13 protein-coding genes are annotated in these 15,282 nt (G+C 62.0%); 6 read left to right on the forward strand and 7 right to left on the reverse strand.

Features of this window, described 5'->3' with window-relative positions:
* Positions 1 to 52: 52 nt before the first annotated feature.
* Positions 53 to 1,177, reverse strand: coding sequence for a mandelate racemase/muconate lactonizing enzyme family protein (locus U5A65_RS22390; protein WP_321910401.1), 1,125 nt, complete (start codon positions 1,175 to 1,177; stop codon positions 53 to 55).
* A gap of 127 nt (positions 1,178 to 1,304) precedes the next feature.
* On the opposite strand from U5A65_RS22390, the gene U5A65_RS22395 reads away from it, so the two are divergent.
* Complete coding sequence (locus U5A65_RS22395; protein ID WP_321947448.1) at positions 1,305 to 2,231, forward strand: LysR family transcriptional regulator; 927 nt, start codon at positions 1,305 to 1,307, stop codon at positions 2,229 to 2,231.
* Positions 2,232 to 2,363: 132 nt separating this feature from the next.
* Entirely contained in the window at positions 2,364 to 3,671 is a 1,308-nt protein-coding gene (locus tag U5A65_RS22400) for an MFS transporter (RefSeq protein WP_321947449.1), read from the forward strand.
* 43 nt (positions 3,672 to 3,714) lie between these two features.
* Here the strand turns inward: U5A65_RS22400 and U5A65_RS22405 are convergent, their stop codons facing one another.
* The 6 genes from U5A65_RS22405 to U5A65_RS22430 all read right to left on the reverse strand — a co-directional run bounded on the left by U5A65_RS22405 (position 3,715) and on the right by U5A65_RS22430 (position 10,404).
* A complete protein-coding gene (locus U5A65_RS22405; protein WP_321947450.1) occupies positions 3,715 to 4,653 on the reverse strand; it encodes a dihydrodipicolinate synthase family protein in 939 nt (312 codons plus the stop codon).
* A 65-nt stretch (positions 4,654 to 4,718) separates the two neighbouring features.
* Positions 4,719 to 6,266 carry an altronate dehydratase family protein gene (locus U5A65_RS22410; RefSeq protein WP_321909927.1) on the reverse strand — a complete coding sequence of 516 codons (1,548 nt, stop codon included), beginning with the start codon at positions 6,264 to 6,266 and terminating at the stop codon, positions 4,719 to 4,721.
* A gap of 113 nt (positions 6,267 to 6,379) precedes the next feature.
* Positions 6,380 to 7,087 (reverse strand): ribonuclease activity regulator RraA, encoded by a 708-nt coding sequence (locus U5A65_RS22415; RefSeq protein WP_321947452.1) that lies wholly within the window; start codon positions 7,085 to 7,087, stop codon positions 6,380 to 6,382.
* A gap of 47 nt (positions 7,088 to 7,134) precedes the next feature.
* Positions 7,135 to 7,920, reverse strand: coding sequence for an SDR family oxidoreductase (locus U5A65_RS22420; RefSeq protein ID WP_321909930.1), 786 nt, complete (start codon positions 7,918 to 7,920; stop codon positions 7,135 to 7,137).
* A gap of 72 nt (positions 7,921 to 7,992) precedes the next feature.
* On the reverse strand, positions 7,993 to 9,279 hold the full coding sequence (locus U5A65_RS22425) for an MFS transporter (RefSeq protein WP_321909932.1): 1,287 nt from the start codon (positions 9,277 to 9,279) through the stop codon (positions 7,993 to 7,995).
* Between the two features lie 123 nt (positions 9,280 to 9,402).
* The gene (locus U5A65_RS22430) at positions 9,403 to 10,404 is read right to left on the reverse strand and encodes a D-glycerate dehydrogenase (RefSeq protein WP_321947675.1); all 1,002 of its coding nucleotides are present in this window, start codon (positions 10,402 to 10,404) and stop codon (positions 9,403 to 9,405) included.
* Positions 10,405 to 10,523: 119 nt separating this feature from the next.
* On the opposite strand from U5A65_RS22430, the gene U5A65_RS22435 reads away from it, so the two are divergent.
* The 4 genes from U5A65_RS22435 (at position 10,524) to U5A65_RS22450 (ending at position 15,192) form a co-directional block, all read left to right on the forward strand.
* Positions 10,524 to 12,263, forward strand: coding sequence for an IlvD/Edd family dehydratase (locus U5A65_RS22435; RefSeq protein WP_321947454.1), 1,740 nt, complete (start codon positions 10,524 to 10,526; stop codon positions 12,261 to 12,263).
* A 142-nt stretch (positions 12,264 to 12,405) separates the two neighbouring features.
* On the forward strand, positions 12,406 to 13,143 hold the full coding sequence (locus U5A65_RS22440; protein WP_415765393.1) for a GntR family transcriptional regulator: 738 nt from the start codon (positions 12,406 to 12,408) through the stop codon (positions 13,141 to 13,143).
* 84 nt (positions 13,144 to 13,227) lie between these two features.
* Entirely contained in the window at positions 13,228 to 14,037 is an 810-nt protein-coding gene (locus U5A65_RS22445) for an NAD(P)-dependent oxidoreductase (protein WP_321947456.1), read from the forward strand.
* Positions 14,038 to 14,115: 78 nt separating this feature from the next.
* Positions 14,116 to 15,192: a lactonase family protein gene (locus tag U5A65_RS22450; protein ID WP_321947458.1), complete on the forward strand. Its 1,077-nt coding sequence runs from the start codon at positions 14,116 to 14,118 to the stop codon at positions 15,190 to 15,192.
* The last annotated feature ends 90 nt before the right edge of the window (positions 15,193 to 15,282 follow it).

Here is a 15,282-nt window from a genome sequence, read left to right on the forward strand (position 1 = left end):
GCGCCTCCCTCATTCCCATCGATTTCCCGCGCCGGGTGACTCGCCCTGCGTCTCATCTTGCTTCGGTCCACTTACCATACTTCGCCACCGCATCATCATCGAACGAGAACCCCAGCCCAGGTTCCTGATGCAGTGCAATCCGGCCGCCCTTTTGCGTCAGCTGGCGATCGATAAGGCGGCGAAAATTCAACACCTGGTCATCCCAGAAGAACTCGACATAGCGCGCATTCGGCGTTGCCGCAACGAGTGGCGCGTGCACATCATGAAACCAATGCGGGCACACGGCGACGCCGTAGCTGGCCGCGGTCGCGGCAATGCGCCGCCACTCCGAGATGCCTCCGCATACCAGCGCGTCGGTCTGAAGAATCGCCGCCGCCTCTTTGTCCAGCAACTCCTTGTGATACCACCGGCCATAACCGATCTCGCCCGTTGCGATCGGAACGCGTGTCCGCTTCGCGAGGCGCGCATGGTTATCCACGTCGTCGGGCGAGAATGGCTCTTCGATGAAGTACGGGTCGTATTGTTCGAATCGGCGCACGAACTGCAGTGCCTCCGTGACATCACGCCATCCGTTGTTAATATCGATCATTAGCTCGACGTCCGGACCGATCGCTTCGCGTGCCGCACGCACACGGGCTTCCTCCTCGGCGGGCGACAGGCGCCCAGCCTTCATCTTCACCGCCTTGAACCCCATCTCGACATAGCTCGCCATTTCGTCGCCGAGCATCTGCGGCGTCTTGGCGTCGAGGTAATAGCCGCCGCTTGCATAAGCGGGGACTGTATCGAGCTCCACAGCGCCCAGGTATTTGTGAAGTGGCAAGCCGTGCGTGCGAGCGTTGAGATCCCAGAGCGCCGTGTCCAGAATGCTGATTGCGCGCATGACCGTGCCCGAGCGGCCTTGCAGGAGCGATTCGCGATACATCGCCTGCCACAGGCCTTCAACGGCATACGAGTCCTGCCCGATCAGTACGGGAGCGAGCAATTGCTCGACCGCCACGCGCAGAAGTTCGCCGGCTGCGCTGCCGACATAGCAGAATCCGATGCCTTCGACACCATCGCTCGAGCGAACCTTGACCAGACCGTACTCGCGCTTCGACACGGTGCGTGTAGCGAACGACGTCACCCGGTCCAGCGGAACGACGGCCGCACAGATGGAAATCGACTCGATTCGTGGCATGTCGGCACTCCTTTTTTGAAAGGCAGACGTATTGTCCAATTCACCGCTATACGCAATCGAGTGTGCTGGTCCCAGACTATAAAAAACAGTATCCTTTGCCTTCTTCACAAGATAAAACTTTTTATTGATGGACTCGCGCTATCTTCAGAGCTTTGTCTATGTCGTTGAACTCGGATCGATCGCAGAAGCCGCGCGGCGGCTCGATCTAACGCCGGCCGCCGTGGCCCAGCGCGTCAAGATGCTCGAAAATGAACTGGGGATGAAACTCGTGCGCCGCTCCGGCCGCACGGTCGGAACGACCGAAGCCGGCGAGCGTATTCTTGGCCGCGCACGCACCGTGCTTCATGAGATACGCGACCTGAAGTCCGACCTGAACGATTCATCGACACTGGCAGGCCAATTGCGCCTCGGCGGTACGCCCACGATGATGACGAGTCTGATCCCTGACGTCCTCGCCAACCTGTTGACTCGTCACCTGCAAATAGACATCTACCTGGAACCTGGCACTTCGACGGAGCTGTACCGCAAGGTCGTGAATGGCCATCTCGACGCCGCAGTTCTCGTGCGGCCGCTTTTCGAGCTTCCAAAAAACTGTGACTGGCACACGTTCCGTGAGGAACCGCTGGTGCTGTTGACGCCCTCCTCGATGCAGGTCACCGATGTCCACCATACGCTGCAAACAGAGCCATTTTTGCGCTACGACCGAAACGTCGTCGGCGGTCAGCTCGCCGACGCCTATTTGCGGCAGCACGGCATCTTGCCGCGTCAGCGCTGCGAACTCGACGGGTTGGACGCGCTCGCCGTCCTGACCGATCGCGGGCTTGGCGTGACGCTCGTTCCCGATTGGCGCATGACGCCGTTTTCGGGCCTTTCGCTCACAAAATGGCCGCTGCCACATCCGTTCCCCAAGCGAGTCGTTGGGCTGTTGTGGAACCGATCGTCTGCTCGCGTTCGGCTCGTCCATGCATTTCGTGAGATGGCCGTTGAACAATTGTGTGACGCCGAGGCCAGGGAAGCGCAAACCGGTCCTTCGTCCGGTGAGACGCAAAAATAACTGTTGTCTAAAGCAACGAGCAACCGCTTCCTCGATGAGAGACGCCACGCGATACTGCGCTCGCCGCCACTGCGTGACCCTTGCGGATCACTTGTGCACTACCTCGAACAACAGGGCGGACAAGGAGACACCATGTTCGTCCGCACCTCGATTGACCAAACGTTCGGCGCCACTGAATCTGACTCGCTTTTCAGGCGCGTCGCGTGGCGATTCATGCCGTTGCTGTTCGTCGGCTACGTGATTGCCTATCTCGATCGCGTGAACGTGGGTTTCGCAAAGCTGCAGATGGTCAACGCGCTGCACTTCAGCGAAGCAGCGTATGGACTCGGCGCTGGGCTTTTCTTCATCGGTTACTTCTTTTTCGAGGTGCCGAGCAACTTGCTGATGCACCGGCTGGGCGCCCGGCGCTGGATTGCGCGCATCATGGTAACGTGGGGTGCATTGTCGATCGCCACTGCTTTTGTCCGTACGCCGACGATGTTTTACGTCATGCGCTTTATGCTCGGCATTGCGGAAGCTGGCTTCTTCCCCGGCATGGTTCTTTACCTGACCTACTGGTTTCCCTCCCACCGGCGGGGCAAGATGGTCGCGCTACTGATGGCTGGCAATCCGGTCTCGGGGCTATTTGGAGGTCCGCTTTCCGGCTACATCATGCACGCCATGCACGGCACGCTGGGCATGGGCGGATGGCAATGGCTCTTCATCATCGAAGCCTTACCCGCAATCGCGCTTGGCATTGTGATCTTTCTCTTTCTCGATGACCGTATCGCCGACGCGCACTGGCTCGACCCCGAGGACAAGCGCCTGATCCAGGAGGAGATCGATGCAGATGCCTCGACGCACACGCATAGTTCGGTGCGGATGGTGTTCACCTCGTTGCGCGTCTGGCTGCTATGCCTGATTCTTTTTGGCATTGTGATGGGTTCTTACGCGATCGGCTTCTGGCAGCCCACGATCATTCGCGGCACCGGTATCCGCGATCCGCTCACGATCGGCCTGCTGACGATGATCCCGTACTCGGCAGCACTGGTTGCGATGATCGCAGCTGGCCGGAACGCAGATCGCACACGCGAGCGGCGACTGCACGTTGCCATACCTGCCGTTGTTGCAGCGCTCGGCTTCGTGATCTGCGCGTTCAACGGCGACCATGCGTTGCTGTCGATGATCGGTCTTACGCTTGCCGCGGGCGGAGTGGTGACGGCGCTGCCGATGTTCTGGGCCCTGCCTACCTCATTCCTTGGCGGCATGGGAGCGGCAGCCGGTATCGCACTGATCAACTGCACGGGCAATCTCGCGGGGTTCATCAGCCCGGCCATTATCGGATGGCTGAAGACCGTTACCCATACCTTGACGTCAGGACTGCTCGTCGTCGCGGCTTCGCTGGTGCTGTCCGCAATACTGATTCTCGCGCTGATTCCCGCCAGGCTGGTCAATAAGTGACTTTCAACAAACGCTGGCGCGACTGAATCGCGCCAGCCATCCCTCAGTTCAACTCCCGCAGCCTCTTCGTTTGACGCGTCACCAGGCGCTCAATGTCCGCGACATCGGCGGAAGACAGCCGGGGGCCGGGCTTACGCAATGTCGGTGATGCGATCACGCCGCGTTGCGCCATGAGATACTTCCTCACGGCGAGACCGATGTTCGACTGCTGCTCATAGCGCGCAAGCGGCAGATAAGCGTCGAAAATGTCGTGGGCCCGCTCAACGTCGCCGCTCGCATGAGCCGCGCACACGCCTACCATCATCTCGGGGTAGGCGAAGCCCGTCATCGCACCGTCTGCGCCGCGTGAGAGCTCTTCCGGCAGAAATAATCCGCCTCCGTTGCCGGTCAATATCGAAACCCGCCTGACATCGCCATCTTCGCTTGCGGCGCGGATGGCGGACAGCTTGGCCAGTCCAGGCGAGTCCTCATGCTTGAGCATCACGCAGGTTGGCGAATTCTTAATGATTCGTAGTACTACCGAGGTGGACATCTGCACGCCTGTCGACGTGGGATGATCCTGGAGGACCCACGGACAACTCTCGCCAAGCGTTGCAGTCACCATGTCGAAGTAAGCGACGATCTGCTCGTCGGTGCGCAAGGTCGACGCCGGCGCGACCATGACGCCGGAGGCGCCCATGTCCATGACCTCTGACGCCAGTTCACGCATGGGCGCAAACCCCGGCGCCGACGCGCCGACCACGACGGGCACCCGCCCTGCCACCCTCTCCAATACGCGCTTGACGAATGTGCGCGATTCGAGCGACGTGAGCTTCGTCGCCTCGCCCAGAATGCCAAGAATCGTGAGCCCCGTTGCGCCCACTTCCAGGTAGAAGTCCACCATCCGGTCCGTGCTCGCCAGATCGAGCGTGCCGTCGTCGGTAAATGGCGTCACCGCAAGCACATATACGCCTTTCGCGCTTTCATCCAATAGCCTGGTCACAGTCCACTCCTGAATGATCGAGTATGCGGCGGGATGCTAACGCCCGCTTGCAGCCGCCGCGCCTGTCAGCTCATGATGCCGATTTGCCACGGTACGAATTCGTGATCGCCGAGCCCCAGCAGTTCGCTACGCGTGCGCTCGCCTGAAGCAACGCGCAGCAGTGTATCGAAAATCGTCTGCCCCATGGACTCGATCGTGGCATCGCCGTCGAGTATGGCGCCACAATTCAGGTCCATATCTTCAGTGAGCCGCTGATACATTGGAGTATTCGTTGCGAGCTTGAGCGACGGCACCGGCTTGGCGCCAAACATCGATCCGCGGCCGGTGGTGAACGCAATCAGATTCGCGCCGCCTGCGATCTGGCCTGTCGCGGAGACAGGATCGAATCCGGGTGTATCCATGAAGACCAGGCCCTTCGCGAGCACGGGCTCCGCATAACGATACACCTCCATCAAAGGACCTGTGCCGCCCTTCATCGACGAGCCCAGCGACTTCTCGAAAATGTTTGCGAGGCCGCCCATCTGATTGCCCGGACTCACGTTGCCGTTGATCTGCACGTCGCGACCGACCGAGTACTCCTCTTTCCACCAGCGGACGCGCTCGATCAGCTTTTCACCGATTTCGCGGCTGGCCGCACGGCGTGTGAGCGTATGCTCGACGCCGTAGATCTCTGGCGTCTCCGAGAGAATCGCGGTGCCCCCATGACGTGTCAGCAGGTCCATTGCGGCACCAAGTGCCGGGTTCGCGGTGATCGACGAAAAGCCGTCTGAACCACCGCATTGCAAGCCGATCTTGAGATGTTCTGCGCTCACTGTCTGACGCTTCACGCGGTTCGCTTCAGGCAACAGGGCTAGCACCGCTTCGATGCCTGCCTCGATCGTCTTGCGCGTACCGCCATTTTCCTGCATGACGAACGTGTGCAATCGTTCGTCCGCTTGTAACGCTTCATCAGCCATGAGCCCGGCAAGCTGGTTGCGCTCGCAACCGAGGCCCACAATCAACGCAGCCGCCAGATTGGCGTGGCGCGCGTAGCCGGCCATCGTCCGCCGCAGCAAGGCCATCGGCTCGCCGCTCATTTCCATGCCGCACCCTGAGCCGTGTGTGAATGCGACGACGCCGTCGATGTTCGGGTACGCAGCTAGCCGCTCCGGGGTGAACCAGGCCGCTATCTTGTGCGCGACCGTTGCAGAACAATTGACGGTAGAAAGAATGCCGATGAAGTTGCGCGTGCCGACCTGGCCGTTTGCGCGCACGTACCCTTCGAAGCTCGCACGTTGCGCTGCCGGCACCCGCTCCAGCGCGCGATATTCGCTCGCATGGGCATAGTCGCGCTCGAACTCGCGGAACGTCGTGTTATGGGTGTGCACGAGCGTGCCCGGGGCGATGTCCGTTGCCGCGAACCCGACGACGACGTTGTACTTGCGGATCGGCTCTCCAGCAGCAATCGGCGCGCAAGCAATCTTGTACCCGGCCGCCACCTGACTGCGGCACAACAGTTGTGTGGTTCCCAGCTTCGTTCCGATCGCAACGTCTGTGCGGGCAATCACCACATTGTCGTCGGGATGCAGACGAATTACCGGACCATCAATCACCTTGTCGGATGGATTATTCACAATACCTCGAAGCAGGGATCTCGACGCCAAGTTGAATCAATGCGTCGCGTGGGAGAAATGAAAGGCCCGCCGCATGCAACGTGCGGCGGACCTCTTGCCAAAACGCAATCGCTTTATTGCTGACGTCGTTTAGCCGCTTCGTAACGCGCCTTGTTTTCCTCGTTAGGCGGATAGAGCCCCGGCAAGGATGCGCCCTGCCCCACTTGCTCCATGATCCACGCTTCGAGCCGCTCCTGCTCCGGTGCAGCGGCGACGATCTCGTCGACGAGCGCCGCAGGAATCACCACCGCGCCGTCCGCATCGACGACGATCAGGTCATTGGGGAAAACCGCTACGCCGCCGCAGGCAACGGGCTCCTGCCAGTTGGCGAAAGTCAGACCCGCGACTGACGGGGGTGCGGCAGCGCCTCTGCTCCAGACGGGCAATTGAGTGCCGAGCACGCCCCCGATGTCGCGCACGACGCCATCCGTCACGAGCGCCGCAACGCCGCGCTTTTGCATGCGCGCGCAGAGAATGTCGCCGAAGATACCGGCGTCCGTCACACCCATCGCATCCACCACGGCCACGCACCCCTCGGGCATCGCTTCGATGGCCGCACGAGTCGAGCGCGGCGAAGACCAGGATTCCGGCGTGGCGAGATCCTCCCGGGCAGGTACAAAGCGCAGCGTGAATGCGCGCCCGACGATTCGCGGCAGGCCTTCCCTGATTGGCCGCGCGCCCCGAATCCACACGTTGCGCAGGCCCTTTTTCAGCAGGAGCGTGGTCAGCGTCGCCGTCGTGACGCCCGACAAGGTATCGATAATTTCTTGATCAACTGACATGGAAGTCTCTCATGCAAAGATAATTGCCAGACTGGTCGCCCGGCGAATCAGATACTCGCGATCAGGCCGCCGTCTACACGCACGACGCCCCCGGTCATGTACGACGCGCGTTCGCTCGCAAGGAACGTAACGACGTCCGCATACTCCTTCGGTTCGCCATACCGCCCGGCGGGAATCGACGATGTGCTCTCAGCCGCTACTGCCTCGACCGTCCGGCCTTCGCGTTTAGCCTTCGATTCATCGAGGAAACGAATGCGATCGGTCGCCACACGTCCGGGCACGACGACATTCGCGGTTACGCCATCACATGCAACTTCACGCGCCAGCGTCTTCGACCAGCCGACGAGCGACATCCGCAATGCATTGGACATGCCGAGATTCGGGATCGGCGCAATGACGCCCGATGACGCGCTGGTGATGACGCGGCCCCATTTGCGCTCGCGCATGCCCGGAAGCACTCTGTCCGTGATCGCAATCACGGAGAGCACCATCAAGCCGAAATATTTTTGCCAGGCATCGGCGGGTTGCCCCGACGCCGGTGTCGGCGGGGGGCCGCCCGTATTGTTCACGAGTACATCGACCCCTGCGAATTGGGCCTCGATCGAAGCGACGTGCTTCTCGATTGAAGCCAGGTCGCCGAGATCCCATTGCAGTGAGAACGCGCGCGCACCGGCTTCTTCTACGCGCTGTGCCGAGCGCTGCAGCGCGGCCTCGTCGACGTCCGCGAGAACGATGTTCGCTCCCTCGCGCGCAAGCGATACCGCAATCGCTTGTCCCAATCCACCGCCTGCGCCCATCACCAGCGCGGTCTTGTTACGCAAACCCAAATCCATCCTTCACTCCCGGCCTCACAGCCATTTCAGTGTTGATCAGATGCGCGGCTCAACCGCCGCTTCGTTCATTCGTTACATCGTTGCGCCCGAGGTCGCCGAGCGCACGCTGGTGCGGCTGCGCACCACGAACGTCATGGCGAGCACGCCGATCAGATCGATCGTGGCGCCCAGTGCGAACCCGGTGCTATAACCGCCAAAATATTCGACCGCGAGGCCTGTGACCGTCGGACCGATAATTCCTGAGATATTCGCCATCAGATGCACGAAACCACTGACGCCGCCGAGATGCCGGCTCGGTACAAGCTCGTGGACCACCGCCCACACTGCCTGTGACGAAGCCGTAAGAAACAGCACCGCAGCCGCGACCAATGCGACAGCCGGCGCGGTGGAACTGACGAAGCTCACCGCCAGCATCGCGAGGCCAGAAAGCGCAAGCGGCAAGACCGCCGCGATCTTTCGCGCCAGCAACTTGTTGTCCATGCGCCGGAACAGCACGTCCGCAGCGAGGCCGCCGCCGAAATAGCCGATTGCGCCGCACGCCCAGGGAATCGCCGTCATCAAGCTCATCTGCGTAAGGTCGAGATGCAGCGCGTTCGTGAAGTAGCTCGGCAGCCACGAAATGAAGATGAAAAGCGTGTAGTTCACTGCGAAGAGACCGACGCCCAGTGCGAGCGTGCTTGGCCGAACCAGGTAGGCACGCAGCGGCAAGCCGTCGTCGCCTTCTTCGGCGGGATGCGCCGCGTTACGGCTGCGCTCGATGAGTTCGCGCTCCTGCACGCCAACACGCCGGCTCTGCGCAGGCGTGTCGGTGACGAACAACCGCCAGACGGCAATCCACAGGAAGCCCAGTAGCGCGACGATCACGAACGACACGCGCCAGCCGAAGGCGACCGCCACGAGCCCGACCAGCGGACCCGCCACCGCATTGCCGAAGGTTTGCCCGGAGAACGTAAAGCCGATCATGGTTGCGGTCTCGTCGCGCGGAAACCAGTTCGTGATTGCGCGGTTCGTGGTCGAATTCATCGGACCCTCGCCAAAACCGAAGAGCGCTCGCAGGATGAACAGAGAGACGAAACCCGTGGCGGCCACGGTCATGCCGCACAGCAGCGACCACGCTCCCATCGCCCACGAAAACACGCGTGTCGGTCCAAACCGGTCCGCGAGATGGCCACCGACGAACGAAAAGATCGAGTAGCCGAAGAAGAAGCTGCTGAAGATCACGCCAAGCTGCGACGGCGACAGGCTCAGGTCCTTGCTGATGATCGGTGCGACCACGCCCAGCGCCGCCCGGTCCATGTAGTTGATCATGCCCGCGGCGAACAACAGTCCCGCCACGGTGTATCGATACCTGCCACGCATCTGCGTCTCCATTTAATTCGGTTTACTAACTACTTTTCAAAAACCTGTATATTCAATTTCAAATTGATTGCGCCATTAACGCTTCAGCCTGAGGTCGTGAGCATCGCCACGACGCGGTGCTAATCACATGCAAACACCTCGTGCGCGCCGTAATTCCATGACCTGCGGATTGACGATCGTCGACACGTGGCGCCCCTCGAGCGCCGCAATCAGATTCTCCGCGGCGCGGCGCGCCATGGCTTCGCGTGTGGCGCGGGTTGCGGAGCCGATATGAGGGAGCGCAACGACGTTCGGCAGCGAATAGAGCGGCGAGTCTGCCGGCAGCGGCTCGCGCTCGAACACGTCGAGCCCGGCGCCGCGTATTTGCCCCGATTCCAGCGCAGCGATGAGCGCTGCTTCGTCGACAACCGGCCCTCGCGATGCATTGATCAGGATCGCGTCGGGCTTCATGAGTCCGAGCTCGCGCGCGCCAATCAGATGATGGGTTTCGCTCGACAGCGGCACCATCGTGCAAACGAAGTCGGATTGCGCCAGCAGCGCGTCGAGTTCGCAGCGTTGCGCTCCCCAGGCCGACTCGGCATGCGGGTCGGGCCGCCGCTTCGTGAAGAGAATGCGCATGCCAAAGCCCTGCGCGGCCCGCCGGGCCACCGCCGCGCCGATGCGGCCGAGCCCCACGATGCCGAGCGTGCGTCCGTGCACGTCCATGCCAAAGTAATGCTCGCTCACGCCGCCCCGCCACTCGCCTGCGCGGGCCCAGTTCGCGAGTTCGACCACGCGGCGCGCGCTCGAAAGCAACAGCGCGAACACGAGATCCGCCGTGGTTTCCGTCACCTCGTCGGGCGTGTTCGTGAGCACGACGCCCCGGCGCGTGAGCGCTTCGACGTCGAATGCGTCGTAGCCCGCGGAGATCGTCGAGGCCACTTCCAGCTCGGGCGCTGCGTCCAGCAGCGCCGCAGTGATCTTCAGGGTGTTGCCCATGATGCCGTGCGCCGAGCCCAGCGCCTGAACGAACTGCGGCCGATTCGCTTCGCTTACCTCATCGAATGCGGTCACGTCGAAGCGCGCACGCAGAATTTCGAGCACGTCCGCCGGCACCGGCCGATACAGCACAACACGCTTTCTCATCATGAATCATTCCCTTTCGAACTGGCTCCGGCACCGTGTGCCGGCAGGTGACTTGCAGCCCAATATAAAAGTAGATAAGATGGGCGTCAAGGATTATTGATAATCTCATCGATGACATTATGGACAAGAAATCTGTGCAATCCGGACTGAAAAAAGGGCTCACCAACTACGGTGACGAAGGCTTCTCGCTGTTCTTGCGCAAGGCCTTCATCAAGGGGGCGGGCTACACGGAAGACGCGCTGTCGCGGCCTATCGTCGGCATCGCGAACACGGGCAGCGGCTATAACCCGTGCCACGGCAACGCCCCGCAACTGATCGAGGCGGTCAAGCGTGGCGTGATGCTCGCGGGTGGCCTGCCCATCGAGTTTCCGACGATCTCGATCGCGGAGAGCTTCTCGCATCCGACGAGCATGTATTTGCGCAATCTGATGTCGATGGACACCGAAGAGATGATCCGCGCGCAGCCCATGGACGCGGTCGTGCTCATCGGCGGTTGCGACAAGACGGTGCCTGCTCAGCTGATGGGCGCAGCGGCGGCCGGCGTGCCAGCGATCCAGCTCGTCACGGGCGCCATGCTCACCGGCTCCCACCGCGGCGAGCGTGTGGGCGCCTGCACCGATTGCCGCCGGTTCTGGGCGCGATTCCGCGGCGAGGAAATCGACGCGCACGAAATCGACGAAGTCAACAACCAGCTCGTCCCGACGGTCGGCACCTGCTCGGTCATGGGCACGGCGAGCACGATGGCCTGCATTGCCGAGGCGCTTGGCATCATGCTGCCGGGCGGCGCAAGCGCGCCCGCCGTCACGGCGGATCGCATCCGCATCGCCGAGCGCACGGGCGCGACGGCGGTCGCCATGATCGGGCAGCAGCTCACACCCGAGCGCATCCTCACGCCAGACGCCTTCGAAAACGCGTTGCGCGTGCTGCTCGCCATCGGCGGGTCGACCAACGGCATCATCCATCTCACGGCGATTGCAGGACGGCTCGGCGTGAAGATCGATCTCGGCGAAGTCGACCGCATGGCACGCGAAACACCGGTTCTTGTGGATCTGAAGCCATCGGGCAAACACTACATGGAGGACCTGCACAAGGCCGGCGGCCTCACTACGGTGCTGCGCGAAATCAGGCCGCTCCTGCACCTGGACACCCTCACGGTCACTGGCAGAACGCTCGGCGAAGAGCTCGATGCGGCGCCTGCAAGCTTCTCACAGGAGGTGGTGCGTCCGTTCGACAAGCCGATCTATCCGCAAGGCGGCGTTGCCGTGCTGCACGGCAACCTGGCGCCGGGCGGCGCGATCATCAAGCAGTCGGCGGCCAATCCCGCGTTGATGGAGCACGAGGCGCGCGCCGTGGTATTCGAGAACGCCGAGGACCTCGCCCGGCGCATCGACGATCCCGAACTCGATGTCGAGACCGACGACGTGCTCGTGCTCAAGGGCATCGGCCCGATCGGCGCGCCGGGCATGCCGGAAGCGGGCTACATTCCGATCCCGAAAAAGCTCGCGAAGCTTGGCGTCAAGGACATGGTGCGCGTGTCGGACGGCCGCATGAGCGGTACGGCGGCGGGCACGATCGTGCTGCACGTGACGCCCGAGTCCGCGATCGGCGGCCCGCTTGCACTCGTCCAGAGCGGCGACCGGATCCGCCTGAGCGTCGCGAATCGCTCGATAGATGTGCTCGTGAGCGAGGAGGAACTCGCGCGGCGCGCGCAAAGTCTGGCGCCCCGCACGCAGGATCCGGCGGCGCGCGGCTACCGCAAGCTGTTCCTCACCTCGATCACGCAAGCGGACCAGGGCTGCGACTTCGACTTCCTCGCGGCGGCGGAAATGACGGCGAAAGTACCGAAACCACGGGGCTGAAGACGCAATGCGGCTCCACCACGGATTGCGCGGTGCGGCGCGCACAGCGGGTGCGCCGCACGCGAGAATCCGCGGGCAGAATTGCCGATATACTGCTCGCCTCCTGCGAGTTCACCCGGGTTCCGTAACCGAATCTGCCGACATGAAAAGCGTCTCCACTCCCCAGAAAACCCCCGTGCAAGCGCAGCCTGCCGTGCGCGACCGCGATATCGACATGAACGTTGCGCGCGTCTCCGACACGCTCGAAGAGGAAATCGTGCTTGGCGTGCTGCATCCGCGCGAACGGCTCGTGGAAGACGAACTGTGCGAGCGCTTCGCGCTCAAGCGGCACGTTGCGCGCCTCGTGCTCGCCGAGCTCGAGCAGCGCGGTCTCATCGAACGCCGCAAGAACGTGGGCGCGCTCGTGAAGTCGTACTCGCCGCGCGAAGTGATGGAACTGTATTCGGTTCGCGAAATACTCGAGACGAATGCGGCGCAACGCATCGCGCTGCCGGTCGCGCCTGAGCAACTGGCCGAGCTTGTCGAGATCCAGAAGGCGCACGATGCGGCAGCACAAGCCGGCAACCTCCGCGCCGTGTTCCGCGCGAATATGGATTTTCACCACGCACTGTTTGCGCTTTCCGACAATCAGGCGCTGACCGAGGCGATACGCGAGTACGAGCGGCGCACGCACCCCATTCGTTCGGCTTCGCTGCTTTTTCCGCACTACCTCGAAAAGGCACGCACCGAGCACCATGCAATGCTCGAAGCGTTGGCAGGCCAGGACCAGCTCAAGCTAGTCGAGCTTTGCCGTGAGCATCTGGTCCCCGCGCGCGACGCTTACCTCGAGGCCTATCACCGCCGCAACGCCGCTAACGTCGGCGCGAAAGAGAAGCAATAGGCCTCGCGGCAACCCATCTTCAAGTTTGCGTTGCACAGTAGACCTACGCAATCACAGCAACGCCATTGAATCAGGAGAGTTGATATGAAGCGAGTGTTAATTACCGGTGCGGCCGGGCACATCGGCCGCGTGTTGCGAGAGGGACTGAAGCGCCGCTACCCGCTCATCAGGCTCGCCGACATCGCAGCACAAGCGCCCGCGCAAGCCGGCGAGGAAGTCGTGAAGGTTGACATTACCGACCCCGCTCAGCTCGCGCATGCGATGGAAGGCATCGAGTGTGTCGTTCACCTCGCCGGCATTGCCGATGAAGACACGTGGGAGCGTATCCACCGGATGAATATTGAAGGCTGCTACAACGTCTTCGAAGCGGCACGCGTTGCTGGCGTGAAGCGCGTCATCTTTGCAAGCTCGAATCACGCAGTGGGATTTCACCGTCGCGACCGCATGATCGACGATCAGGTCACGCCCCGACCCGACAGCCGGTATGGCGTCTCGAAGGTTTTCGGCGAGGCGGTCGGACGACTCTATGCGGACAAGTACGGGCTTTCGGTCGCCTGTCTGCGCATTGGGTCGTTCCGCCCAGACGACAAACCCACCGCGCCGCGCCACCTCTACACCTGGATCAGCCATCGCGACACGGTCCAGCTGGTGCAGCGCGCAATCGATCACCCGGACTATCACTTCGTTGTCGCCTACGGTGTCTCCGACAACGCGCGCAATCGTTGGGACAATTCGAACGCGCGCTTGCTTGGCTACCAGCCTCAGGACGATGCAGAGCGCTATGCAAGCGAGATCGTCTCGACAGGCGCGAAGGAAGATGAGCGCGAAGCGCTCTTCCACGGAGGCTTCGGCTGTCTTGCGGAATTCGCTGGCCGGCTAGAAGAGATCGACTGATAGCGCACGAACGGATTCGCGCTATCTGCTGCTATCGGGTGGCTGCAGGCGGCCACCCACACATAGAGCGTCAAGAACATGCTGGAAAATTGCATCGCACTAGTCTCGAACTCCGAAGACGCCGACATTGCGACCTACGGGTTCGGCGCTTCAGCACCCTCCTTGCGCGCCGGCGAGCGGCATCGGGTCGGCGCTCACGTCATGCCGCTCGCGATAAGCGCCGGACGGCAAACCGTTTTCGCGGCTACGCGCGGCGCCGCGCCATCGCTCGTGAAATGCACGCTCGACTCGTTCGCCGGCCGTCTCACGACGGACTATCGGGTCGCGATCGATGCGAGCCTCGTTGCGCTCGCGCTCGACCGCACTGACCGCTTCTTGTTCGGCGCCGCATACGGCAGCCATGAAGTCGTCGTGTATAGCGTCGCACGCCTCGATCGCGGCGATCCGAAGCCGGTGCAAACACTACGCGGCGTGCGCAATGCACACTCGGTAGTCGTGACGGACGATAATCGCTTCGCCTATGTCACGTCGCTCGCAAACGACGAAATCCTGTGCTGCTCGATCGATGAGAACGCTGCACAACCGCTTGGCATGATCGAGACAGTCACGCTCGACCAAGGCTTCGGCCCGCGACATATGCGTCTTTCGCCGGACGGTAACTGGCTCTATGTCCTGAGCGAATTTCGCGCAACTGTGGCCGTGTTCCGGCGCATTGGCGATAGCGGAAAGCTGGTGCTGCACAGCGTATCTGCGCGACCGCATGCGCTCGCAGGCATGTTCGACGGCTTTGTCCGCCCTCCAGCTACCGACCCCCAACCCGACCCCGCAACGCTCACGTCGCTGATCTGGGCCGCCGACATTCACGTACGCCCCGACGGACAATACGTCTATATTTCGGAGCGCACGACAAACCGCATCTTTGCTTTGCATGTCACGCCCAATGGCGCACTCGAGCAAGCTGGCGACTTCGAAACGGAGACGCAACCACGTGGCTTCTCCATCGACCCTTCCGGCCGCTTTCTTCTCGTATGCGGAGAGAAGTCCACGCAAGTCTCGCTTTATGGCATCGATGCGAAGTCTGGCGCGCTGACACTGCACTCACGCACTCGCGGAGGAAGCGGCGCGAACTGGATTGAGATCGTACCTCGCGACTAGAACGCGACGCCGCGTACAACCGGTGAAACGCAATGGTGCGGAGATTTCTCGTACCAGCATGTTGTTCATGCCGTAGTGAACCCATGCATA

The sequence above is a fragment of the Paraburkholderia sp. J10-1 genome (assembly GCF_905220165.1).
Classification (GTDB): domain Bacteria; phylum Pseudomonadota; class Gammaproteobacteria; order Burkholderiales; family Burkholderiaceae; genus Paraburkholderia.

Bases quoted from the DNA above. Each gene is read 5' to 3' on its own strand.
- U5A65_RS22415 (WP_321947452.1), bottom strand. From the start codon at position 7,087: ATGTCAGTTGATCAAGAAATTATCGATACCTTGTCGGGCGTCACGACG.
- U5A65_RS22395 (WP_321947448.1), top strand. From the start codon at position 1,305: ATGGACTCGCGCTATCTTCAGAGCTTTGTCTATGTCGTTGAACTCGGA.
- U5A65_RS22435 (WP_321947454.1), top strand. From the start codon at position 10,524: ATGGACAAGAAATCTGTGCAATCCGGACTGAAAAAAGGGCTCACCAAC.
- U5A65_RS22400 (WP_321947449.1), top strand. From the start codon at position 2,364: ATGTTCGTCCGCACCTCGATTGACCAAACGTTCGGCGCCACTGAATCT.
- U5A65_RS22450 (WP_321947458.1), top strand. From the start codon at position 14,116: ATGCTGGAAAATTGCATCGCACTAGTCTCGAACTCCGAAGACGCCGAC.
- U5A65_RS22445 (WP_321947456.1), top strand. From the start codon at position 13,228: ATGAAGCGAGTGTTAATTACCGGTGCGGCCGGGCACATCGGCCGCGTG.
- U5A65_RS22420 (WP_321909930.1), bottom strand. From the start codon at position 7,920: ATGGATTTGGGTTTGCGTAACAAGACCGCGCTGGTGATGGGCGCAGGC.
- U5A65_RS22430 (WP_321947675.1), bottom strand. From the start codon at position 10,404: ATGAGAAAGCGTGTTGTGCTGTATCGGCCGGTGCCGGCGGACGTGCTC.
- U5A65_RS22425 (WP_321909932.1), bottom strand. From the start codon at position 9,279: ATGCGTGGCAGGTATCGATACACCGTGGCGGGACTGTTGTTCGCCGCG.
- U5A65_RS22440 (WP_415765393.1), top strand. From the start codon at position 12,406: ATGAAAAGCGTCTCCACTCCCCAGAAAACCCCCGTGCAAGCGCAGCCT.
- U5A65_RS22390 (WP_321910401.1), bottom strand. From the start codon at position 1,177: ATGCCACGAATCGAGTCGATTTCCATCTGTGCGGCCGTCGTTCCGCTG.